This window comes from Roseovarius bejariae, assembly GCF_009669325.1.
GTDB lineage: Bacteria > Pseudomonadota > Alphaproteobacteria > Rhodobacterales > Rhodobacteraceae > Roseovarius > Roseovarius bejariae.
In genome coordinates this window covers 205,397-227,810 of sequence record NZ_SZWE01000002.1, presented here as the reverse complement: position 1 = coordinate 227,810, position 22,414 = coordinate 205,397, and the positions used below count along the sequence as shown (strand labels likewise).

Annotated in this window: 23 protein-coding genes; 11 read left to right on the top strand and 12 right to left on the bottom strand. The window is 62.1% G+C overall.

What is annotated here, in order from left to right; all coding sequences use genetic code 11:
• Nucleotides 1-73 precede the first annotated feature (73 nt).
• The 5 genes from FDP25_RS15150 to FDP25_RS15130 all read left to right on the top strand — a co-directional run bounded on the left by FDP25_RS15150 (nucleotide 74) and on the right by FDP25_RS15130 (nucleotide 2,849).
• Complete coding sequence (locus tag FDP25_RS15150) at nucleotides 74-574, top strand: CIA30 family protein (RefSeq protein ID WP_154154160.1); 501 nt, start codon at nucleotides 74-76, stop codon at nucleotides 572-574.
• 40 nt (nucleotides 575-614) lie between these two features.
• Entirely contained in the window at nucleotides 615-953 is a 339-nt protein-coding gene (locus tag FDP25_RS17425; protein ID WP_343032083.1) for a ScnB-like protein, read from the top strand.
• Nucleotides 946-1,209 (top strand): SH3-like domain-containing protein, encoded by a 264-nt coding sequence (locus FDP25_RS17420; RefSeq protein WP_343032082.1) that lies wholly within the window; start codon nucleotides 946-948, stop codon nucleotides 1,207-1,209. Before FDP25_RS17425 ends, FDP25_RS17420 begins: the two co-directional genes overlap by 8 nt.
• A 4-nt stretch (nucleotides 1,210-1,213) precedes the next feature.
• The gene (nthA, locus tag FDP25_RS15135) at nucleotides 1,214-1,840 is read left to right on the top strand and encodes a nitrile hydratase subunit alpha (protein WP_154154154.1); all 627 of its coding nucleotides are present in this window, start codon (nucleotides 1,214-1,216) and stop codon (nucleotides 1,838-1,840) included.
• Between the two features lie 64 nt (nucleotides 1,841-1,904).
• Nucleotides 1,905-2,849 carry a lysophospholipid acyltransferase family protein gene (locus FDP25_RS15130; protein ID WP_154154151.1) on the top strand — a complete coding sequence of 315 codons (945 nt, stop codon included), beginning with the start codon at nucleotides 1,905-1,907 and terminating at the stop codon, nucleotides 2,847-2,849.
• On the opposite strand, the gene FDP25_RS15125 is transcribed toward FDP25_RS15130, so the two are convergent.
• Together FDP25_RS15125 and FDP25_RS15120 are read right to left on the bottom strand one after the other, a co-directional pair.
• Nucleotides 2,846-4,624 carry an SLC13 family permease gene (locus FDP25_RS15125; RefSeq protein ID WP_154154148.1) on the bottom strand — a complete coding sequence of 593 codons (1,779 nt, stop codon included), beginning with the start codon at nucleotides 4,622-4,624 and terminating at the stop codon, nucleotides 2,846-2,848. The two genes, FDP25_RS15130 and FDP25_RS15125, sit on opposite strands and share 4 nt — an antisense overlap.
• A 108-nt stretch (nucleotides 4,625-4,732) precedes the next feature.
• Complete coding sequence (locus tag FDP25_RS15120; protein ID WP_154154145.1) at nucleotides 4,733-5,545, bottom strand: TIGR00282 family metallophosphoesterase; 813 nt, start codon at nucleotides 5,543-5,545, stop codon at nucleotides 4,733-4,735.
• Nucleotides 5,546-6,562: 1,017 nt separating this feature from the next.
• Between FDP25_RS15120 and FDP25_RS15115 the strand changes: the two genes are divergently transcribed.
• Entirely contained in the window at nucleotides 6,563-7,186 is a 624-nt protein-coding gene (locus FDP25_RS15115; RefSeq protein WP_154154142.1) for a VPLPA-CTERM sorting domain-containing protein, read from the top strand.
• Between the two features lie 443 nt (nucleotides 7,187-7,629).
• Here the strand turns inward: FDP25_RS15115 and pyrG are convergent, their stop codons facing one another.
• From pyrG to FDP25_RS15090, 5 genes are all read right to left on the bottom strand, one after another.
• On the bottom strand, nucleotides 7,630-9,273 hold the full coding sequence (gene pyrG / locus FDP25_RS15110) for a CTP synthase (RefSeq protein ID WP_154154139.1): 1,644 nt from the start codon (nucleotides 9,271-9,273) through the stop codon (nucleotides 7,630-7,632).
• A gap of 160 nt (nucleotides 9,274-9,433) precedes the next feature.
• A complete protein-coding gene (secG, locus tag FDP25_RS15105; protein ID WP_154154136.1) occupies nucleotides 9,434-9,799 on the bottom strand; it encodes a preprotein translocase subunit SecG in 366 nt (121 codons plus the stop codon).
• A 119-nt stretch (nucleotides 9,800-9,918) separates the two neighbouring features.
• Complete coding sequence (locus tag FDP25_RS15100; protein ID WP_172982824.1) at nucleotides 9,919-10,833, bottom strand: MBL fold metallo-hydrolase; 915 nt, start codon at nucleotides 10,831-10,833, stop codon at nucleotides 9,919-9,921.
• Nucleotides 10,834-10,976: 143 nt separating this feature from the next.
• Complete coding sequence (locus tag FDP25_RS15095; protein ID WP_154154130.1) at nucleotides 10,977-11,213, bottom strand: hypothetical protein; 237 nt, start codon at nucleotides 11,211-11,213, stop codon at nucleotides 10,977-10,979.
• Nucleotides 11,206-11,604: a DUF6524 family protein gene (locus FDP25_RS15090; RefSeq protein WP_154154127.1), complete on the bottom strand. Its 399-nt coding sequence runs from the start codon at nucleotides 11,602-11,604 to the stop codon at nucleotides 11,206-11,208. Before FDP25_RS15090 ends, FDP25_RS15095 begins: the two co-directional genes overlap by 8 nt.
• A gap of 159 nt (nucleotides 11,605-11,763) precedes the next feature.
• On the opposite strand from FDP25_RS15090, the gene FDP25_RS15085 reads away from it, so the two are divergent.
• Nucleotides 11,764-13,059, top strand: coding sequence for an adenylosuccinate synthase (locus tag FDP25_RS15085; RefSeq protein ID WP_154154124.1), 1,296 nt, complete (start codon nucleotides 11,764-11,766; stop codon nucleotides 13,057-13,059).
• A 14-nt stretch (nucleotides 13,060-13,073) separates the two neighbouring features.
• Nucleotides 13,074-13,310 (top strand): DUF2842 domain-containing protein, encoded by a 237-nt coding sequence (locus FDP25_RS15080; RefSeq protein WP_154154121.1) that lies wholly within the window; start codon nucleotides 13,074-13,076, stop codon nucleotides 13,308-13,310.
• Nucleotides 13,311-13,376: 66 nt separating this feature from the next.
• Here the strand turns inward: FDP25_RS15080 and FDP25_RS15075 are convergent, their stop codons facing one another.
• The 5 genes from FDP25_RS15075 to FDP25_RS15055 all read right to left on the bottom strand — a co-directional run bounded on the left by FDP25_RS15075 (nucleotide 13,377) and on the right by FDP25_RS15055 (nucleotide 19,748).
• Nucleotides 13,377-14,657, bottom strand: coding sequence for a DUF3422 family protein (locus FDP25_RS15075; RefSeq protein WP_154154117.1), 1,281 nt, complete (start codon nucleotides 14,655-14,657; stop codon nucleotides 13,377-13,379).
• A gap of 269 nt (nucleotides 14,658-14,926) precedes the next feature.
• Entirely contained in the window at nucleotides 14,927-16,411 is a 1,485-nt protein-coding gene (locus FDP25_RS15070; protein WP_154154114.1) for an NAD(P)(+) transhydrogenase (Re/Si-specific) subunit beta, read from the bottom strand.
• A 13-nt stretch (nucleotides 16,412-16,424) separates the two neighbouring features.
• Entirely contained in the window at nucleotides 16,425-17,999 is a 1,575-nt protein-coding gene (locus FDP25_RS15065) for a Re/Si-specific NAD(P)(+) transhydrogenase subunit alpha (RefSeq protein ID WP_154154111.1), read from the bottom strand.
• Nucleotides 18,000-18,129: 130 nt separating this feature from the next.
• Entirely contained in the window at nucleotides 18,130-18,579 is a 450-nt protein-coding gene (locus FDP25_RS15060) for a methyltransferase family protein (RefSeq protein WP_172982836.1), read from the bottom strand.
• 218 nt (nucleotides 18,580-18,797) lie between these two features.
• Entirely contained in the window at nucleotides 18,798-19,748 is a 951-nt protein-coding gene (locus tag FDP25_RS15055) for an MBL fold metallo-hydrolase (protein WP_154154108.1), read from the bottom strand.
• 143 nt (nucleotides 19,749-19,891) lie between these two features.
• Here FDP25_RS15055 and FDP25_RS15050 point away from each other — a divergent pair, with 143 nt between their 5' ends.
• The 3 genes from FDP25_RS15050 to kynU all read left to right on the top strand — a co-directional run bounded on the left by FDP25_RS15050 (nucleotide 19,892) and on the right by kynU (nucleotide 22,381).
• A complete protein-coding gene (locus FDP25_RS15050; protein WP_154154105.1) occupies nucleotides 19,892-20,641 on the top strand; it encodes an SDR family NAD(P)-dependent oxidoreductase in 750 nt (249 codons plus the stop codon).
• Between the two features lie 2 nt (nucleotides 20,642-20,643).
• Nucleotides 20,644-20,997, top strand: coding sequence for an MmcQ/YjbR family DNA-binding protein (locus tag FDP25_RS15045; protein ID WP_154155038.1), 354 nt, complete (start codon nucleotides 20,644-20,646; stop codon nucleotides 20,995-20,997).
• Nucleotides 20,998-21,187: 190 nt separating this feature from the next.
• Complete coding sequence (kynU, locus tag FDP25_RS15040; RefSeq protein WP_154154102.1) at nucleotides 21,188-22,381, top strand: kynureninase; 1,194 nt, start codon at nucleotides 21,188-21,190, stop codon at nucleotides 22,379-22,381.
• Nucleotides 22,382-22,414 lie beyond the last annotated feature (33 nt).

Genomic DNA, 22,414 nt, shown 5'->3' with positions numbered 1-22,414 from the left:
ATGGCTGGATTTTCGTACGAAAACGTCCATGTCTTCGTACGACTCGTACGAAATCCACCGGAGGCCCCAGCCCATGACCGACAACCGACGAATACTTGACGATGTCGCCAATACCGTTGGCGATTGGGCGTTGGTTTCGGATCAGGTCATGGGCGGTGTGTCAGACGGCAAACTGAGCCATGAGGCACTGCAAGGGCGCATGGCCCTGCGCCTGACCGGTCATGTAAGTACCGAGAATAACGGCGGTTTTCTGCAAATGGCCCGCAATTTGGGGGAAGCAGGCGGCATGGATGCCAGCGGCTACAGGGGTCTTGAGCTGAAGGTCTTGGGCAACGGCGAAACCTATAACATCCATCTGCGCACCAAGGATGTGACCCGACCATGGCAATCCTACCGCCACAGCTTTGCCGCCCCCGATACATGGACCACCATCAAGCTGCCTTTTGGCGATTTCGAACCCCATCGGATCACATCACCTTTGGACCTCAAGTCATTGAGACGCATAGGAATTGTTGCGATCGGAAAGGCATTCAACGCCGACGTCGCCCTCTCGGGCCTGCACCTCTACCGCTGACCCACTGGACAGCCCAAGCATGCCCGCTTAGGCTTTGACCATGACAGAAGAAACAGGAAAACGCTGGCACGACATGGGCGGCACCCCCGCCGGACCGATCTGTCAGGACGACCACGATTTCGCGCTTTGGGAAAAACGCGTTGATGCCCTTATGGTGCTATGTGGCGGCAAGGGCCTGTTCACCGTGGATGGCTTGCGCCGCGCGCTTGAGGACATGGGCGAAGAGGCGTTCGAGAGCATGAGCTATTACGAACGCTGGATCGCGGCCATCAACCAAAACCTTTTGGAATCAGGCACCTACACTATCGAAGAGCTTGGCGCGCGGATGGATGAGATCACCCGCCGTGGCCCCACCTACGGCGAGGCGCAGGATGTCTGAACGGGTCCGCGTCAAGGCAATGATGCCCCCCGGGCATGTCCGCACCCCCGCATATCTGCGCGGCAAGGAGGGCGTGATCGAACGCGCGCTCGGCCACTTTCGCAACCCAGAACAACTGGCCTATGGCCTGCCCGCCGAGGAAAAGCCGCTCTACCGTGTACGCTTTACCATGGCCGAGGTTTGGGGGGAGCAGGCCGAATGCCCCACCGATACCCTGGATGCCGAGATTTACGCGCACTGGCTGGAAAGGCTCTGACCCCATGCCACACGACCACCTAAGCCCCTCTGGTCATCCTTACAGAAAGGATAACGATCACCCTCTAACATATTGGCAAACCATGGAAATTGCCGTTCGTGAGCTGCTGATCGAGAAAGGCGTCCTGACGCCCGCCGAGGTCACCGCCCAGATCGAGGCCATGGATGCCCGCAGCCCCGCCAATGGGGCCGCCGTAGTGGCGCGGGCATGGGTTGACCCGGATTTCAAGGCGCGCCTGCTGGAGGATGCCTCTGCCGCCAGTCGTGAAATGGGCTTCGACATCGGGCCCCTGCACTTGATTGCCGTGGAAAATACCAAGGAAATTCATAATCTTATCGTCTGCACTTTATGTTCCTGCTACCCCCGGAACCTGCTGGGCCTGCCACCGGATTGGTACAAGACACGGGCCTATCGTTCCCGCGCGGTGCGCGAACCCCGAAAAATACTTGAAGAGTTTGGCGTAACACTATCGGATAAAACGAAAATTCGCGTCCACGACAGCACTGCCGATATGCGTTATATCGTGCTACCCGCCCGCCCTGAGGGCACCGACAACATGGACGAAGCCGAACTGGCCGCCCTTGTTACCCGAGATTCGATGATTGGAACTGGCCTGCCGAAGCAACCCTGACAGGCTTGTGCGCCGACCCTGCGCGGCGTATGTCACCGCCAGAGCGAGCAACCGTAGGCCCCCCATGAGTGACCAAAGCCAGCCCGAGCATATACCGCTGCGCGAACGCCTCACCGGTGCGGCGCTATATGCGCCGATCGTGTTATCGCGCACGCTGCCTTATCGCTGGCGTATTCCCATGGCCGGCTGGCTGACCTCGCGGGTGCTGGCCCCGTTGGCCGGATATAACAAGCGGGTGCGCGAAAACCTAGCCTATGCCTGCCCGGACCTGCCAAGTGATGAAACCAAGCGCCTGAGCCTAGAGGTCACCAACAACGCGGGTCGCAACATGATGGAGCTTTACAGCCCCGAGTTCCGCGATCACGTGCGTCGCACCCCTGTCGAAGGTCCCGGCCTGCCATTGATTGAAAAGGCCCGTGCCGAGGGCCGCCCTATCCTGTTTGTTACCGGGCACTTCGGCTCGATCAACGCCACCCGCGTTGCGATGATCGAGATGGGGTTTCCCATGGGGGTCTTTTACCGCCCGATGGCAAACCGCCCCTTCAACACCCATTACGTGAAGGCCATGGCGCGGATCAGCGAACCCCTGTTCGAACAGGGCCGCCGCGGGATGCTCCAGATGGTCAAGCGCCTGCGGTCCGGTGGCTGTGTCGGTATCCTGAGCGATCTCAACGCCCATGACGGCGTGCCTTTGGAGTTCTTCGACAAACCCGCGCTCACCTCTCTGGCCACGGCGGAAATGGCCCTGAAATACGGCACTCCGCTGGTGCCCGTCTGGGCCATACGCGAGGCCAACGGGCTGGATTTCCGGATCATCGTCGAAGACGAAATCCCGGCAAGTGATGCGGTCACCATGACACGCGAATTCAACGCGCGGCTGGAAACCATGATCCTGCAGCACATGGGCCAATGGTTCTGGATTCACCGCCGCTGGAAGGATGGCACCGGCCCGCTTGCCGATCGCGGCGCGCGGCATCTGGCGGTACTCGAAGGCTCGATCGAGGATTAAAGCGGCCAGATCAGCGGGATGATGGCACTGGCCAACAGCCCTATACTGAGGTTCAGAGGAATACCCACCTTCATGAAATCGGTGAATCGATAGCCCCCCGGCCCGTAGACCAGCGTATTTGTCTGGTATCCTATCGGCGTGGCGAAACTGGCACTCGCGGCCACCATGACCGCCACGACAAGGGGCCGCGCATCCACCCCCATAGCATCCGCCAGGCCAATGGCAATCGGCGTCACCACCACGGCCACGGCGTTATTGCTGACCAGTTCGGTCAGCACCGAGGTCAGCAGGTAAACCGCCCAGATCACGAACACCCCGGGCAGCAGCATCAGCGCGGGAGCCATGAAATCGACGATCAGGCGCACCGCGCCCGAAGCCTCAAGCGCCGCGCCCACGGCCAGCATGGCGAAGATCAGCGCCAACAACCGGCCTTCGACGAAGGAAAACGCCTCGTCCGCGTCGATACAGCGGGTCAGCAAGACAACCGCCACCGCTATCACCGCAAGCGCCAGGATGGGCGCCAGGCCAAGGGCGGCGAGGATCACGATCCCCGCAAGCGAGGCCAGCGCCAGCGGCGCATGGCCGCGCCGAAAGGCACGGGCCGAGGGGTGCGAGACATCCACGAGGTCCATATCCCGCGACAGCCGTTGAATATCTTCGGGCGCGCCTTCCAACAGCAGGGTATCCCCCACCCGCACCACGAGGTCATCCAGTTGCCGCCCGATGTTCTGGTTTCGCCGGTGCACGGCCAGTGGATAGACGCCGTAACGCCGACGCAGGCGCAACTGACCCAGAGACTTGCCCACCATCTTGCAGCCCGGTGTGATCAGCACCTCGACCGTGGAGGTTTCGACCGCCGAAACCTGATCAACCCGCTTGAGGCTTTTGTTGCGTTGCAGGCTCAGAAGTTCTGTCATCTGGGTGCGCAGGACAACGCGATCGCCGACCTGAAGCGTTACCCCCTTGAGGTTGCGCCGCAGCGAGGTATCGCCGCGCACCACGTCGATCAGGCGCACGCCTTCGCGCTTGAAAAGCTGCACCCCCGTGACCTCGCGCCCGATAAGGTTGGACTCGGGCGGGATGACCGCCTCGGTAAAGAACTTCATCTTGGACCGATCCGAGAGCATATCGGCCATGCTTTCGCGATCCGGCAGTAGGTAAGGCCCTATGAAGTATAGATAAATCATTCCCCAGGCAACGAGGACCACCGCCAGCGGCGTAACCTCGAAGATGGTAAAGGGCTCCATCCCCTTGGAGCGCGCCACCCCATCCACCAGCAGGTTCGTCGAGGTCCCGATGAGGGTCAGCGTGCCACCAAGGATCGCGCCATAGCTGAGCGGGATCAGCAGGCGGCTTGCCGTGAGACCGAGTGTTCGGGCCAATTGCACGAAGACCGGGATCATCACCACCACCACGGGTGTATTGTTCATGAAGGACGAACCGATCACGACGAAGCCCATGAGCATACCAATCGCAATCTTGGGATTCACCTTGGCCTGCCTGTCGGCCAGCGTGGTAAAGGCATCCAGGGCCCCTGTCCGCACAAGCGCCCCCATGACGATGAACAACCCCGCGATCGTCCATGGTGCGGGATTCGACAAAACATTCAGCGCCGCCTCATAGGGCAGCACCCCCAAGGCCAGAAGGATCGCCGCCCCGCCGATCGCCACCACCTCGGTCGGATAAACCTCACGTACGAACAGGACGAACATGCCAAGCACCACGAGAAGCGTGATGACCGCCTGCCCGGTTTGAGAAAGTTCCAGCAATTGCATCAAGGCGGCCTGTCTTTTGTTACTTGTACATATTGTCGCCCATGGTGCGGGCGGGGGCAAGCGCATCAAATGTGTTCAAAAACAAGGGCTTATCCCTGCCGCGGGTTACTACACTGTCGAGGGTTCCAAACGTCCGCCCTGACGGATCATCCTGATGGTCGTCGCCTTGCCGGTGCGGTCGTCGGTTTCCACGAAGAGACCCGAGAGGGTGACGCTTCCCATGGCGGGTTCGAAACGGGATTTGGACATGCCGGTGATGAAGCGGCGCATGGGTTCGCCCTTCTGCATACCGATCACGGAATCATAATCGCCGCACATGCCGGCATCGGTCTGGTAGGCGGTGCCGCCGGGCAGGATCTGCGCGTCACTGGTGGGCACGTGGGTGTGCGTGCCCACCACGACACTGGCCCGCCCGTCGCAGAAATGGCCCATGGCCATCTTCTCGCTGGTGGCCTCGCAATGCACGTCGACAAGGGTGGCCTGCACCGCGCCACCAAGGGGATGGGCGCGCAAGACCGCGTCCATGGCCGAGAAGGGATCATCGAAACAGCGCTTCATGAAAACCTGCCCAAGCACCTGAGTTACAAGCACTTTTCTCCCCCGCGCATCCGCGAAGACCCGTGCACCACGGCCCGGACAATCCTTGGCGAAGTTGAGCGGGCGAATTAGCCGCGGCTCGGATTCGATGGATTGCAGCATGTCTTTCTGGTCAAAGGCATGATCGCCCAGGGTGACCACATCGGCGCCCGCCTCGAAGAAGCCCTTGGCGTGCGCCCCGGTGAGGCCCATGCCGCCCGAGGCGTTCTCGCCGTTGACGACGACAAAGTCCAACCGCAAGTCCTTGCGCAGGCTGGGAAGATTTTCGGTAATGGCCCGACGGCCGGCGCGTCCCATGACGTCGCCCAGAAATAAAAGTCTCATACGAAATTGTTAGGGGCGCGCGAGGCCGAGGGCAAGGCGGAATGGACCATGGAGTTTCGTATGAGTCGTACGGTGACACCCCGGTTTTCGTACGAAACTCGGCGGGTCCGATGGACCCTTCGTACGAGTCGTACGAAAATTGTACGTTTTGTACGGAGTGTACGCGGGTTTTGTACAGAACTCGGGGGCGGGCCGAGGTGGGATGTACAAATTGGACAGAAGGCCCCGCCGTGGGGTGGCCCGCACGGTGGCGCAAGGCGGTGTTAACGGGTTTGCGGGAGGGTTGGTGGTGCGGGATTGGTGTGAGGTGGATTTGGGAGGGATGAACGTGAGTGGTCGAATGGTAGACTTGGGGACGGAGGTGTCGGATGACTGGTGTCAGCCCCCGGAGTGGACATTGCATAGCCGCGCATCGCCGGGCCGCGGTGCGGCGATCCGACAATTGGTCTATGGCACTTTATCCCTGCCAAATCCGAAAAACCTTTGAGCGGGGCACTCAGCTTTGCCAAATCGCCGTGCCGGGGGGCGGCGTCATGTCGGAGGCATGCTTTCAGCATGACGATGCGCGGCGGCCTGCGGCCTTGATTCCGCGCTGGACCTTCGCGATCAAATGTCCAACAGGATCAATCCCTTCAATCGCTGCACGCTAGACGAAAGGTTGCTGTTCGGAAACGCCCAAAGCTTTGCAAAGTCCGCTCCCTGCGCATAGCTGCCGGTCAACCGGCTGGGCCCACACTGCGTTCCTAATATTAACTATTAGATGACGGCAGTCAGCCCCGAAGCGGACGTGTCGCGAAACGAAAGGACTTGTCAGAGCCGACCTTCGGGTCGAGACGGTCAGGTGGCCGTTGTGCGGGACAAAGCCACTGATCTTCGCCCCCTTTGGATGCGGGTTGATCCGGATTGCAGGCCAATGTCCGATTGGCGGCCTGAACTCAGTAGTAGCCTACCCGGCTCTGGCCTTATTGAAATGCACAAAATTTAGGCATTGAGAGTTAGGCACCCTGTGGTATTGATATGCAATTGGAGGATAACATTAAGGAAAACGCTATGCGTGCTATTCTCGCTGCTGCTTTGATATCTTGCTCTTCGGTTGTGAACGCGGCCACAGTTTCAATCGACTTCGATGACTTGGGTTCTGGCGTCACTATCGGCTCAACTTACTCCGGTCAAGGTGTTACCTTCGTCGACGCATATACTATCCCGGCAATTTCCGGTGCTGCTGGAACAGCCATTTACCATGCGCAGACCGGCTATCGCACAGATCCGTCGGATCCAATCGGGGCAGTCTTTTCGACAGGAGTATCATCGGTCTCCGTGACAGGGTACGACGTAGGCGTAAATGGCTTTCAGCTGCTGGCATTCGACGCGGGTGACAGTTTAATTGATAGCAGCCAAATCATTGGTGTTGATGTAGGTACCTCTGGCGCTCCCACCGACACCACTACTCTAACAGTAACAGGTTTGATCCATAGAGTTGAATTCTCTCAAGTGCAGGATATCGCTGGAGACGGTATTTTATTCGACAACTTTGTGTTTGAAGAAACAGCAGTCATCCCGCTTCCAGCCTCTGCCATTCTGCTCCTCACTGGCGTCGGCGGTCTGGGATTTATGGCGCGTCGGCGCGCGCGGACAGCTTGAATTCGCATTCTTTTAGAGGATCATGTATTTGATCGTGGTCCATGTGTTGTTACGGTAGTTCGATAAGCTAAGCTTAGCCTATTTACTAAAGTAAGCATGATCACTTCCGACGTCATTAGCGCGACCGTTGGCTAATGCGTGCTCATTGCTGTCATACGAGCGATGCGCATCGAGGGTCTGCCGTCCGCCCTTCACGACGGATGCTGCGACGTTAAACAAGGACCGGGTTGGGCTCGAAGCCGTCATTTGCTGCATTTCAATGGAACGTCTTCTTTCGGGAAGCGCCCAAACTTTGCAAAGATTACTATCTGCGCAAAGCGGACATTGTCCGGCACGGCCTCAAGGGCCGCAGGCCCAGCGATGCGCGATGATGGGCGTGGTGCGCAGGAATGCGCAGCCTACGCGGTGTCGCTCCAGAGGGGGAGGGCGAAAGGCCCCTGCCCTCACACCAGCCGTGAGGTCTCCAAAGCCGCCCTTACGAAATCCGCAAAGAGCGGATGCGGATCAAAGGGTTTGGACTTCAGTTCGGGGTGGAACTGAACGCCGATGAACCACGGGTGATCGGACCATTCGACGATCTCCGGCAGGCGCCCATCGGGGGACATGCCCGAGAAAGTGAGGCCCACATCCTCCAGCTTCTCACGATAGGTCACGTCCACCTCGTAGCGGTGGCGGTGGCGTTCGTCGATCGCGGTGGTGCCGTAAACCTGCGCCACGCGGGAGCCTTCCTTGAGCGTCGCGTCATAGGCCCCGAGGCGCATGGTGCCGCCCTTGTCGTCGGACACCTTGCGCTTGACCTTTTCGTTGCCCTGCACCCATTCCTTGAGGTGGTAAACCACGGGGGTAAACCGCTTTTTCCCGGCCTCGTGGTCAAACTCTTCCGAGCCTGCATCCTCCAGCCCGGCCAGATTGCGGGCCGCTTCGATCACCGCCATTTGCATGCCAAGGCAGATGCCCAGGTAGGGGATTTTGCGGGTGCGGGCGAATTGGGCGGCCTTGATTTTCCCCTCGGTGCCGCGTTCGCCGAAGCCGCCGGGCACGAGGATGGCGTGGAAGCCTTCGAGGTAGGGTGCGGGGTCTTCGCGGTCGAAAATCTCGGCATCGACCCATTCGACGCGCACCTTGGCGCGGTTGGCCATGCCGCCGTGGGTCAGCGCCTCCTTGATCGACTTATAGGCATCCTCAAGCTGGGTATACTTGCCGACGATGGCCACTTTCACCTCGCCGTCGGTGTTGTGGATGCGGTCATAGACGTCCTGCCAGACGGTCAGGTCGGGCTTGGGCGCGGGCGAGATGTTGAAGGCATCCAGCACCGCCTGATCCAGACCTTCGCGGTGGTAGGCCAGCGGCGCCTCGTAAATCGAGCCGAGGTCGTAGGCGGCGGTCACAGCCTCTTTGCGGACGTTGCAGAACAGCGCGATTTTCTCGCGTTCCTTTTCCGGGATCGGCTGTTCGGAGCGGCAAACGAGGATGTCGGGGGCGATGCCGATGGATTGCAGTTCCTTGACCGAGTGTTGGGTGGGCTTGGTCTTGAGCTCACCGGAGGCGGCCAGATAGGGCAGCAGGGTGAGGTGCATGAAGATGCATTCGCCGCGCGGGCGGTCGTGGCTGAACTGGCGGATCGCCTCGAAAAACGGCAGGCCCTCGATGTCGCCGACGGTGCCGCCGATCTCGCAGAGCATGAAATCGACCTCGTCGTCGCCGACGGCGAGGAACTCCTTGATCTGGTTGGTGACGTGGGGGACGACCTGAATGGTTTTGCCCAAGTAATCGCCGCGGCGTTCCTTTTCGAGCACATCCGAATAGATGCGGCCCGAGCTGACCGAGTCGGTCATCCGGGCGGGGACGCCGGTGAAGCGTTCGTAATGGCCAAGGTCGAGATCGGTTTCGGCGCCGTCGTCGGTGACGAAGACCTCGCCATGTTCAAAGGGCGACATGGTGCCGGGATCGACGTTGAGGTAGGGATCGAGTTTGCGCAGGCGGACCGAGAACCCGCGCGCCTGCAAGAGCGCGCCGAGGGCGGCCGAGGCAAGCCCCTTGCCAAGGGATGAAACAACGCCGCCGGTGATAAAGATATAACGTGCCATGCGCCTGGCATCCCCCGTGAAATTGAGCGTGACATGAGCCCGAACCGGCCAATTTTGGCCGCAGCATCACGGGACTCAAGATATAAAGGATTCGCGCGACATGCGCAAGCCAACCGCAAGATACTGTTGCGGCAATTTTGTCGCCCTCAAGGCGTTGTGGTTAGTCGGCTGTCGGCGTGAGCGGCGCGTCATCCCCTGCCGAGGGCGGCAGGAGGGTATCGCCCGCATCGGGCAGCGCCGGGGCCTCTTCGGTCGCGGGTGCCGGGGCGTCGGTGATCCGGTCGAGCACCGAGGAGCCGGCCGATTTCTGCGCCGCGATGATGGTCAGCGTGATCGAGGTGGTGATGAAGGCGATGGCCAGGATCCACGTCAGCTTGCCCATGGCGGTGGCCGCCGAGCGGCCCGCCGTGGCGCCGCCGCCCCCGCCGCCCATGCCGAGCCCGCCACCTTCGGAGCGTTGCAGAAGCACCACGCCGATCAGGGCGAGGGCCAGAAGCAGGTGGATGATCAGGACGACGTTTTCCATGTGGGCGGCCTTTGTCGAGCGGTTGGCATCAGGGGGCTACTTAGGCAATTCGCGCGTCCCCCGCAACCCGGCAATCGCGGTTGCGGGGGCAATCCCTTGGTGCGGCTGGAAAGATGGGGTTATTCCCACTCCATTTGTTCATAGGTGGTCTGGGCGTTGCGGCCTGCGAGGTTCTCGAATTGCTCAAGGTAGGACCACCCGGATTGGTCGATTGCGGGGGCGTCCATGATGTCGCCGCCGTCGTCGATCAGGGCGCCGATTTCCGTACGCAGGTTCACGAGGTAGGCATGGGTATCCTGACGCGCGGTTTCCAGCGTGGTGGCGTGGCCGTGGCCCGGCACGATATGCGCGGGGTCGAAGGCTGCCATTGCCTCGAAGACGTCGATCCAGCTTTTGACGTTGGATTGCGGACCGTTGCCAAGGAGGCGCTCGGTATAGACGATGTCGCCGGTGAACATCACGCCCGCGTCTTCCAGCCACACGAAGCTGTCGCCGGGCGTGTGGGCCTGCCCACGATGCATGATGTCCAAGGTCCGGTCCCCGACGGTCAGGGTGTAATCGGTCTCGAAGGTCACATCGGCATAGCGCGGCTCGGTGCCCTCAAGTTCCGCCCCGAGGAAATTCGACAAGCCGGTCATCTGCATCGAGCCGCGATCCTTGTGGTCCGCGACCGCCGCGCCGGAAGCGATCACCGTGGCGCCCTGCGCCTGCCAGTAGCCATTCCCGAGCCAGCGGTGATCCTGCCCGCCGGTGTTGATGACGTGGGTCACGGGGCGGTCGGTGAGGGTGTCGATCACCTCGTCGATCATCTGCGCGCCCTTCCACGACCCGCCCGGATCGATCAGGACAACGCCATCGGTGGTTTCGATCACGCCGAAGGTGGCGTTATTGCCAAGGTTGTCGGCGTCGCGCTGTGCCATCGGTCCGACAAGGGCCCAGACATTTTCGGAGACGGGTTGCACCTCGAGCGGGGCTGCGGTGGCAATCTGTGGGGCGATGGCCGCTGCGGCGGTAATGAGCAGTTTGGGTATCATAAGGCTTTTCACTCCCCGAAGGATTGGCATTGCCTCATACATGCATGGTTTCGCATGTGTTGTAAATTGGCGGGGGGATATTGATGCCAATCATTCATATGCGGATGTCTCGACACGCGGGCTTGCGTGACCCACACCGGCAATCAGAGGCGCGCCATCTTGATGAGCACCACGGCCAAGCCGAGATAGGACGCATAGCGGCACAGTATCACGACGCCCGGCCTCAAGATGGGTGTCACCGCTTTTGGATCCTGAGACCCCGCCAGGGCCTTGCGCAGGGTCAGGCGATCACCCGTAGCACGGCGATAGCGCAGGCTGCCGTAGGCATCGGCAATGACCAGCACAGCGGTTATCGAGATCGCGACCAGCAGGCTATTCATCGACATCATCCATATCCGCCTGCCCCGAGAGGCGGCGGCGCACATGGGACCAGCTTAACCCGATGCCAAGGACCAGCGAAAGCGCGGCCAGCCCCAGCCATGTGTTTTGCGTGGGGTTGTCGAAGGTCAGAAGCCCATAGTCGTAAAGCACCCACAAAAGCGCCGCCGCGACGGCCAGCACCAGCCCCATGCCAAAACCCCCGATGGAGCGCAGGGTGGCGCGCAGGTAGATGATATAGCCCACCGCCAGCAGCAGACCCAGAAGTACCGCAAGCGGCATCTGATCGGAGAAATTCATCTGTGCCCAGCGGGCATAGTTCCACTCCGTGGGGTTGAAGGTGGCCGCCAGCAGGCCAAAGGCCACCGCCCAGCGCAAAACAAACCCAAGCATCGTATACCTCCGCATCAAACATACAATCGGCCCGATGCATCGCCCAAAGCCGCCCGCTTGTCCAGCTTGCCGCAGGGGCGAGTTTGCGGTTTCCCCCGCCTGCTGCATTCGCTATACGGTGCCGGGTTTTGACCCGCAGTTTCATGCAAGAGGATCATCATGGCAAACGTCGTCGTCGTGGGCGCCCAATGGGGTGACGAGGGAAAAGGCAAGATCGTGGACTGGCTGAGCGAGCGCGCCGATGTGATCGCGCGCTTTCAGGGGGGCCACAACGCGGGCCATACCCTGGTGATCGACAGCAAGGTCTACAAGCTGCATGCCCTGCCCTCGGGCGTGGTGCGGGGCGGGAAACTGTCGGTCATCGGCAACGGCGTGGTTCTGGACCCCTGGAACCTGCTGAAAGAGATCGAAACGATCCGCGAACAGGGTGTCGAAATCACACCCGAGACCTTGATGATCGCCGAGAACACGCCGCTGATCCTGCCCTATCACGGGGAGCTGGACCGTGCCCGCGAGGAAGCCGCCAGCAAGGGCACCAAGATCGGCACCACGGGCCGCGGAATCGGCCCGGCCTATGAGGACAAGGTGGGCCGTCGGGTGGTCCGGGTGGCCGATCTGGCCGACCGCGCGACGCTGGAGGCGCGGGTGGACCGCGCCTTGCAGCACCACGACCCGCTGCGCAAGGGGCTGGGTGTGGAACCGATCGACCGGGACGCGCTGATCGAACAATTGTTGGAGATCGCGCCGGAGATCCTGCAATACGCCGGGCCCGTCTGGAAGGTGATGAACGAAAAGCGCCGCGCCGGGAAACGTATCCTGTTCGAAGGGGCGCAGGGCGCGCTTCTGGACATTGACTTCGGCACCTATCCTTTCGTCACCTCCTCGAACGTGATCGCGGGGCAAGCGGCCACCGGCACCGGCATCGGGCCGGGCTCGATCGATTTCGTGCTGGGTATCGTGAAAGCCTATACCACCCGCGTCGGCGAAGGCCCCTTCCCCACCGAATTGGACGATGCCGACGGCCAGCGCCTTGGCGAGCGCGGGCATGAATTCGGCACCACCACGGGCCGTCAACGGCGTTGTGGCTGGTTCGATGCGGTTCTGGTGCGCCAGACCTGTGCGACCAGTGGCGTGAACGGGATTTCCCTGACCAAGCTGGACGTGCTGGACGGGTTCGAGACCCTGAAAATCTGCGTTGGCTATGATTTGGACGGCAAGCGGCTGGACTACCTGCCGACGGCGGCCGAGGAACAGGCGCGCTGCGTGCCGGTCTACGAGGAATTGCCGGGGTGGAGCGAATCCACCGAAGGCGCCCGCAGCTGGGCCGACCTGCCCGCCAATGCCATCAAGTACGTGCGCCGGGTGGAAGAGTTGATCGATTGCCCTGTCGCGCTACTCTCGACGTCACCGGAGCGGGATGACACGATCCTTGTGACAGACCCCTTCGCGGATTGACGACCGGAGGCAAAATGGCCCTGAGTTACAAGGCGCGCAAGCGCTGGTCCCTCGTGATCCTGCTCATTGGGATGCCGGCCTATGTGGTGGCGGCGGTGACGGTGGTGAACCTGTTCGACCGCCCCGCCATCTGGCTGGAATTCCTGATTTACGTGGGCCTTGGCGTGGTCTGGATCCTGCCCTTCAAGTTCATCTTCAAGGGCGTGGGACAGCCCGACCCGGATGCCCCGCAGGACCGCGAGGGCGACTGAGGCCGGTGGTGCCGAAGTCTTGAAAAGACTTCGGTCCGATTTCTTTTCAAGAAATCGACACTTCCCCTATTCCATCTTCTCGCGGATGCGGCGGATCATCCACCAGACCACGGCCACCACCGGAAGGGTGACAAGTGCGGTCATCATGCCCTTGGAGATGTCCAGTACTCTGGCCAGCGGATAAAGCAGGTAACCCACCAGCGAGACCGCGTAATAGCTGATCGCGACCACCGAGAGCCCCTCGACCGTCTTTTGCAGGCGCAACTGCATGTCCGCCCGCCTGTCCATGCTTTCCAGCAGCGCCTGGTTCTGGGCGCTGCGTTCCACGTCCACGCGCGTGCGCAGCAATTCGCCCGCACGAATGGCGCGGTCGGCCATGGCGTCAAGGCGTTCCTTGCTGGAGGTGACGGTGCGCATGGCAGGTTGATAGCGGCGCATCATGAATTCCGAGAAGGTCTGCCGCCCCTCGAAGCGTTCTTCGCGCAGCACCTCGATCCTTTGGTTGACGATCTTTTCATAGGCTGCCGTGGCCCCGAAGCGGAACGAGGATTGCGCCACCATGCTTTCCAGTTCCGCCGAGATCGACAGCAGGCTTTTCAGGGTGTCCTCGGCGCGGGTGGCCTCGCCGGTCATGTCACCGATCATCTGGCTGAGCTGGCTGTCCAACTCGCCCATGCGGGGGCCCATTTCGCGCACCCGTGAGAAGCCCAGCATCGACATCGCCTTGTAGGTCTCGATCTCGCAGAGGCGCTGGATCACCCGGCCCACCCGGCGCTCGCCCGTGTCGGGGGCGACGGTGACGGCAAAGCGCAGGTGCCCCGCCGGGTCGATGCGGAAATCGCCCGCCACCACGGCGGCATCGTCCAGCACGCGGGCCACGGCGACGCTTTCGGGGACGAACCATTCGGCAATTTCGTCGCGCACGGTATCCTTGTCTTTCCACGGGCTGACGCGGATCAGGGCCGATGTGATGCGCACGCCGGGCGCATCATTCAGCCAATCCTCGGGGAACACCTCGAAATCCGCCGGGTCGAAGGGACGCGTGCTGAGCCCGTCGGTGAAGGTGGTGTAGGTCACGAACTCGGTATGGCTTTCCCATTTGAGCATATGCCGCCCGATGCGTCCGAAGTAATGCGTGGCCCCCGGTTGCGGGTGGGCCGCGCCGTGCCGGTCCAGCAGGGCAATCAGGTGGTCCATATCGGCCTGCCGGTCGCGGGCCGCCGCCCCCTCGGGGCGCTTGATCGCCAGATAGGCGGCGGTGGTCGGCACTCCCATCGAGGGAAAGGGCCGCGCGTGCAACTCGTTGGCAAGGCGGTAGCGCAGCGGGTGGTCTTCGATGGGGGGCATGGGGCGCACTCCGGGATGGTTTGGCGGCAGGGTAACGTGGAGGAGCCTCTAGTGAAACTGATTTTTGGTGTCAAACCAAGGATTTACGGGAATACAACGGTATACTGCACAGGGGTTGGGCATCTTTTGCCCTTGGCGTGGTACGCTGGTGCGGAGCCGAGGGCGAAGCCCGCCGCGCGCGTCGTCATTGGCGCGGCTTATCCTATTCCCCACGCAGCAAAAAGGGCGCCCGTCCGGGGCGCCCTTTCCAATCTTGACAGTCGCAAGGCTTAACCGATCTTGCCCAGCAGGGTCGACATGCTGTCCTTGGCGTCGCCGTAGAACATGCGCGTGTTCTCCTTGAAGAACAGCGGGTTCTCGATCCCGGAATAGCCGGTGCCTTGGCCCCGCTTCGACACGAAGACGTTTTTCGCCTTCCAGACTTCCAGCACCGGCATCCCGGCGATGGGGCTGTTGGGGTCGTCCTGGGCTGCGGGGTTCACGATGTCGTTCGAGCCGATGACGATGACGACATCCGTATCGGGGAAGTCCTCGTTGATCTCGTCCATCTCCAGCACGATGTCGTAAGGCACCTTCGCCTCGGCCAGAAGCACGTTCATGTGCCCCGGCAGACGGCCCGCGACGGGGTGGATGGCAAAGCGAACCTCCTTGCCCTGCCCGCGCAGCTTGTTGGTCAGCTCGCTGACCGCCTGCTGCGCTTGCGCCACGGCCATGCCGTAGCCGGGCACGATGATCACCGAATCGGCCTCGTTGAGGGCCTGCGCCACACCGTCGGCGTCGATGGCGACCTGTTCGCCCTCGACCTCGGCTGCGGGGCCTGCCGCGCCGCCGAAGCCGCCCAGGATCACGCTGATGAACGACCGGTTCATCGCCTTGCACATGATGTAGGACAGGATCGCACCGGACGAGCCGACAAGCGCGCCCACCACGATCAGCAGGTCGTTGCCGAGGCTGAACCCGATGGCCGCTGCCGCCCAGCCCGAGTAGCTGTTGAGCATCGAGACCACCACGGGCATGTCGGCGCCGCCGATGCCCATGATCAGGTGATAACCGATGAAGAGCGCCAGAAGCGTCAGCAGGACCAGTGTCCAACCGCCCGAGCCGCCAAGGTACATCGCGGCAAAAATCACCGAAAGCGCCACCGCGCCTGCGTTGAGCATATGCCCCCCCGGCAGCTTTTTCGCCGCCGAGTCGACCTTGCCGGCCAGTTTGCCATAGGCGATGACCGAGCCGGTGAAGGTCACGGCCCCGATCCAGACACCCAGAACCAGTTCGACGCGCAAAATCCCCACCTCGACGGCGGTTTTCTTGGCGACGATGGCCGCAAAGCCCGAGAAGGTCTTGGCGAAGGCCACGGCCTCGGCTGTGACCTCTTCGGGGCGTGGGAATTGAAGACCCTCGCCGATGAAGGCGGCGGCCACGCGGCCCAGTTCGATATGCGCGTTAAAGCCCACGAACACGGCAGCCAGGCCAACAAGCGAGTGCATGATCGCCACCAGTTCGGGCATTTGCGTCATCTGCACCCGGGTTGCCAGTTGGTAGCCAATGGCCCCGCCCCCGGCGATCAGCACCAGCGACAGAAGCCACAGGCCCTGCCCCGGCCCGATCAGGGTGGCGATGATGGCAATCGCCATGCCGACGATGCCGTACCAAACCGCGCGTTTCGCGCTTTCCTGTCCTGACAGCCCACCGAGGCTGAGGATGAAGAGAACTGCCGCGACCACGTAGGCCGCAATGGTAAATCCGTAATCCATTGTGCCTACCTCCTTAGGATTTCTGGAACATGGCGAGCATGCGCCGTGTCACGAGGAAGCCGCCGAAAATGTTGATCGCGGCCATGAAGACCGAAAGCGCGGCCAGTATCGTGATCAACACCGAGGAGGAGCCGATTTGCATCAGCGCCCCGAGGATGATGATCGAGGAGATGGCATTCGTCACCGCCATGAGCGGGGTGTGCAAGCTGTGGCTGACGCCCCAGATCACCTGGAAGCCGACAAAGACCGCCAGAACGAAAACGATGAAGTGCTGCATGAAGCTGGCAGGCGCGATCAGGCCCACCGACAGCAGCAGAACAGCCCCGATACCCAGAAGCGTGACCTGTTGCTTGGTCTGCTGCTTGAAAGCGGCCACTTCCTGCGCGCGTTTTTCTTCCGGCGTCAGTTCCTTCGGCTCTTCCTTCTTGGGCTGGGCCGCGATCGCCTGCACCTTGGGGGGCGGCGGCGGGAAGGTCACGTCGCCGCCATGCGCCACGGTGGCCCCGCGGATCACGTCATCCTCCATGTCGTGATTGACCTGCCCGTCCTTTTCGGGCGTCAGGTCGGTCATCATGTGGCGGATGTTGGTGGCGTAAAGCGAGCTGGACTGCGTGGCCATGCGCGACGGGAAGTCGGTATAGCCGATGATCGTGACGCCGTTGTCGGTGACGATCTTGTCATCCATCACCGTCAGTTTGCAGTTGCCGCCCTTTTCGGCTGCCAGATCGACGATCACGCTGCCGCGCTTCATCGATTTAACCATATCCTCGGTCCAAAGCTCGGGCGCTTCGCGGTTCGGGATCAGGGCCGTGGTGATGACGATATCCACTTCGGGGGCCAGTTCGCGGAACTTGGCAAGCTGCGCCTCGCGGAATTCCGGGGACGAGGGGGCCGCGTAGCCGCCTGTCGCCGCGCCGTCCTGCGATTCCTCTTCGAAATCGAGGTAAACGAATTCAGCCCCCATGGATTCGACCTGTTCGGCCACTTCGGGGCGCACGTCGAAGGCATAGGTGACAGCGCCCAGCGAGGTCGAGGTACCGATGGCGGCCAAACCGGCCACACCGGCGCCCACGACCAGCACCTTGGCCGGTGGAACCTTACCGGCGGCGGTGATCTGCCCGGTAAAGAAGCGGCCAAAGTTGTTGCCCGCCTCGATCACCGCACGATAACCGGCGATATTGGCCATGGACGACAGCGCATCCATCTTCTGGGCACGCGAAATCCGCGGCACCATATCCATCGCGATGACGGAAGTGCCCTTCTTGGCCAATTGTTCCATCTGCTCTTCGTTCTGGGCAGGCCAGAAGAAGGAGATCAGCAGTTGATCGGCGCGCAGGCGCTTGGCCTCGGTTTCCGTCGGCGGGCGCACCTTTGCCACGATATCGCAGGCCTTGTAGAGCGCCGCCGGTGTCTTGATGACTTCGACGCCTGCCTCCTTGTAGGCGGCATCCGAGAATCCGGCGGCCTTGCCGGCCCCGGCCTCGATGGCGCAGTCATATCCCAGTTTCTGAAGCTGAAGCGCAGAGTCGGGCGTCATCGCGACACGCGCTTCGCCCTCCATCACTTCCTTCGGTGTTCCGATCTTCAAGGTCGTTTCCCCCGTTTCCTGTTCTTGTTGCGTCGGGCCAAGAGTGGCCCACCAATCGGCGTTACCCAATGCTTTGCCGGTTTATTTCACATTTTTCCACCGGTTTCGATGCAAGGAATGTCGCATTTGCTCAAATCCAGCGCCGGGTCTTGCGTTCGTAGCGGGCAAAATCCATCCGGAAGGTCCGCCGCAGGCGGTCTTCCTCGGGTTCGATGAAGCGCTTTTCCAGCACCCACATGAAAATGGGAATCAGCGGCAGCGACAAAACCGCATCCCATGACAGGATGAATCCCGCCAGAAGCATCACGTCGCCAAGGTAGATGGGGTTGCGCGTGCGCTTGAATATCCCGCTCTGGATCATCCTCTCGGGCGTCTCGTGCGGGATTATGGTGGTGCGATGTTTGCGGAACTCCATCAGGGCCAGCGCCATCAGCACCAGGCCACCGCCCACCAGAAGCCCGCCAAGGAAATCGGCCCATGCCCCGCCCAGCGTCAGCCCCGCGTCAAACCGCGTGACCTGCACCCAAGCCAATGCAAGAAAGCCCAGAAGCCAAACGGGCGGCATATCCAACCATTTCATCATCGTGGTTCATAGGTCCTATCCGGGCGCCATTCGTCAAGCCCGCTTTTTGTATTGCCCCCATGCGGCAAGGCAGGCTGTACCCTGCCCGTGATCGCCACAATCGCTCCCCCGGAGCGATTGCCGCGCCCGAGGGCGCGGACAGGCTGGGCTCCGCCCGTGATCGCCACAATCGCTCCCCCGGAGCGATTGCCGCGCCCGAGGGCGCGGACAGGCGATCACTCCCATTCCATCTCCTCGAAGACGCGGCCGGCGTTCTTGGTGGCCAGTTCCTCGAAGGTGTCCAGATGCGACCACTCGGATTGATCGACGTAATAGGCATCGGCCAGTTCACCGCCGTTATCCAGATGCTCACCGATCTTGGCGCGCAGGTCCTTGAGATACTCCGAGGTATAGCGCGTGACCTGCGCCATGTTGGTCGGGTGCCCATGGCCGGGGATCACGTAGGTCGCCCCCAGATCGGTGAACGGCCCGTCGAAGGTTTCGATCCAGGCATCGGTATCGGCGCCCGGAAAGATCGGCGGCATACGTTCGTGAAAGGCGATGTCGCCTGCGATCACGATTTCCCACTGCGGAATCCAGACCTGCGTATCGCCGGGGCCATGGGCCGGGCCGAGGTGCAGCACCTCGAAGGTCACATCCCCCATCTCGACCGTTGTCTTGTCCTCGAAGCTCAGGTTCGGCACCACGACGCTGGTGCCCTCGGCCTTGTCCTTGTTGTAGCGCTGCATCCCTTGCAGGATGAAATCGCCCTCTTCCTCGATCTCGTGAATCGCCTCTTCATGGGCAAGGATGTCCACCCCCTGCTCGGCCCAGTAGGAATTGCCCAGCATGGCATGGCCCTGGCCGTTCTCATTGATCACCAGTTTCACCGGCTGATCTGTCAGGGCCTTGATCTCGTCATGCAGGGCCTTGGCCAGGCGATAGGACGCGCCGCCGTTGATCACCACCACCCCGTCGCCAGTGACAACGAAGCTCAGGTTGTTGTTATGGCCAGAATTCTCATAGGTCGGCGGCGCGGTGGCGCCGATGGCGGAAAACACGTGCGGAATCACCTCGACCGGCTTTTCGTAAAGTTCGGATTGCGGGTATTGGTCGGCAATATCTTCTGATGCCTGTGCCGGCATCGCCAGCACCGCCGCGATGGCGGCCGCGAAAAACTTGGTCATGGTCCTCTCCCTAAAATCTGTCCGGCGCAGGATACGCATTCACCTTCGTGAATGTCTAGGGGCTGCGGGCGGATTCCCGGCCCTTGCCCTTGCCTCGCCGTGCAAAGCCGATACGCTTGACCGGAACGAACAGGGAGACGGATATGCTCAGCGGAACACACGCCATTGTCACGGGTGGCGGGACCGGGATCGGCCTTGCCATCGCGCGGGCCTTGGCCAATCAGGGCGCGCAGGTCACCATCACCGGGCGGCGGCTTGAGGTCTTGCAGGAGGTCGCCACCCCGGGCCTGCACCCGCTGGCCATGGACGTGACCGAGGAAGCCCAGGTAACCGAGGGGATCGCCCAAGCCGTCGAGGCCCGTGGCCCCGTGCAAATCTGTGTGCCCAACGCCGGGATTGCCGAAGGCCGCAGCGTGCCGAAATCCGATACCGAGTTCTGGCGCAGGGTCATGGCCACCAACCTCGATGGCGCCTTCTGGACGATCCGCGAAAGCCTGTCCTCCATGCTGGGCACCGATTGGGGCCGCGTGGTGGCCGTCTCTTCCATCGCCGGGCTGCGCGGCCTCAAGGGGGCCTCGGCCTATACCGCCTCGAAACACGGGTTGATTGGCCTGATCCGCGGCCTGAGCGAGGATTACATGGGCAAGCCCTTCACCTTCAACGCGCTCTGCCCCGGCTACGTGGACACCCCCATCGTCACCCGCAATGTCGAGGCCATCAGCAGCCGCGCGGGGGTCTCCGAGGACAAGGCGCGCGAGATGATGGTCAGCCAGAACCGCCATCAGCGCCTGATCGCCCCCGAGGAGGTGGCGCAGGCCGCGCTTTGGCTTTGCGGGCCGGGATCCGAAAGCGTCAACGGCCAGTGCATCGAGATCGCGGGAGGGCAGGTCTGATGCTGGCGCGCGCGGATTTCAACACCTTTTGCGCCGCCCTGCCCCAGACCACCCATGTTGTGCAATGGGGCGGCGCGGATGTCTGGAAACTGGGCGGCAAGGTCTTTGCCATCGCCGGTTGGAACGACGGCAAGGATGCCTATACCTTCAAGGCCTCCGAGATGGCCTTCGAGGTGCTGCAAGACCAACCCGGAATCCGGCCCGCGCCCTACATGGCCTCACGCGGCCTCAAATGGCTGCAAGTCCATGCCGACCCCGGGCTGAACGATGATGAGCTTAAGGCCCATATCAAGGCCTCTTACGACATGATCGCCGAAAACCTGCCGCGCAAGACCCGCGCCGCCCTTGGCCTGTGATCCCCGCTTCATCTTTCCCCAAATACTCCCGCCGGAGGCGCACAATGGCCACCGGGCGCACGGCCTGTTTACCAGTACCAAGGCCACCCCCAAGACCGCCGCGATACCGACGTCTTGCCGACGCTATAAAGCCCGGGGGATTCTGATATGACCCAAGGGCTTGCCCCCGATTCGACACGAAAGGTTAACGATGCCTGATTTCACCGCCACCAAATCCCGCTTCCACCTGCCGCAGGGGGTGACCTATCTGGACGGCAATTCGCTTGGCCCCCTGCCCCGTGCCGCTGCGGATCGCATGGGCCGGGTCATGCAGGATGAATGGGGCGAGATGCTGATCACCGGCTGGAACAAGGCCGGGTGGATGGCGCAACCGGGGGTCTTGGGCGACCGGATCGGGCGGCTCATCGGGGCCGAGCCGGGGCATGTCATGCTGGGCGACACCCTGTCGATCAAGGTCTACCAGGCGCTGGCCGCCGCCCTTTCCCTGCGCCCCGGGCGCCGGGTCATCCTGTCGGATACCGGCAATTTCCCCACCGATCTTTACATGGCCGAGGGGCTGATCAAGATGCTGGGACAGGGCCATGAACTGCGCTGCGTGGCCCCCGAGGAGGTCGAGGACGCGATCACCGAGGAGGTCGCCGCCCTGATGCTGACGGAAGTGGATTACCGCACCGGCCGCCGACACGACATGCCGCATCTTACGCAAAAGGCCCATGCGGTCGGGGCCTTGGCCATCTGGGATCTGGCCCATAGCGCGGGTGCGGTGCCGGTGGATGTGGCCGGGGGCAAGGCCGATTTCGCGGTGGGCTGCACCTATAAGTTCCTCAATGGCGGCCCCGGCGCCCCGGCCTTCATCTATGTCGCCCCGCGCCATGCCGAAGCCACGGCCCCGGCGCTTTCGGGATGGCTGGGTCATGCCGCGCCTTTCGAGTTCGAACAAACCTACCGCGCCGCGCCGGGGGTCGCGCGGATGCGGGTGGGCACGCCCCCTGTTCTGGCCATGGCGAGCCTTGAGGCGGCCTTGGACATCTGGGACGGGGTCGAAATGGCACAGGTCTATGCCCGCGCGCAGACGCTTTCAGAGCGCTTCATCCAAGGCATCGAGGCCACCTGCCCGATGCTCACCCTCGCCTCGCCCCGTGATCCCGATCAGCGCGGCAGTCAGGTATCGTTCCGCTTCGCGCATGGCTACGAGGCCATGCAGGCCTGTATCGCCCATGGGGTCATCGGCGATTTCCGCGCGCCCGATATCATGCGCTTCGGCATCACGCCGCTTTATCTGGACGAGGGGGACATTGATCGGGCCATCGAGGTGGTCACGAAGGTCATGGTCCAAGAGCTTTGGGACGATGACACCTATCGGCACAGGTCTGCCGTGACCTGACGGCCCGCCTCAATCCGGCCCGAATTTATCTTA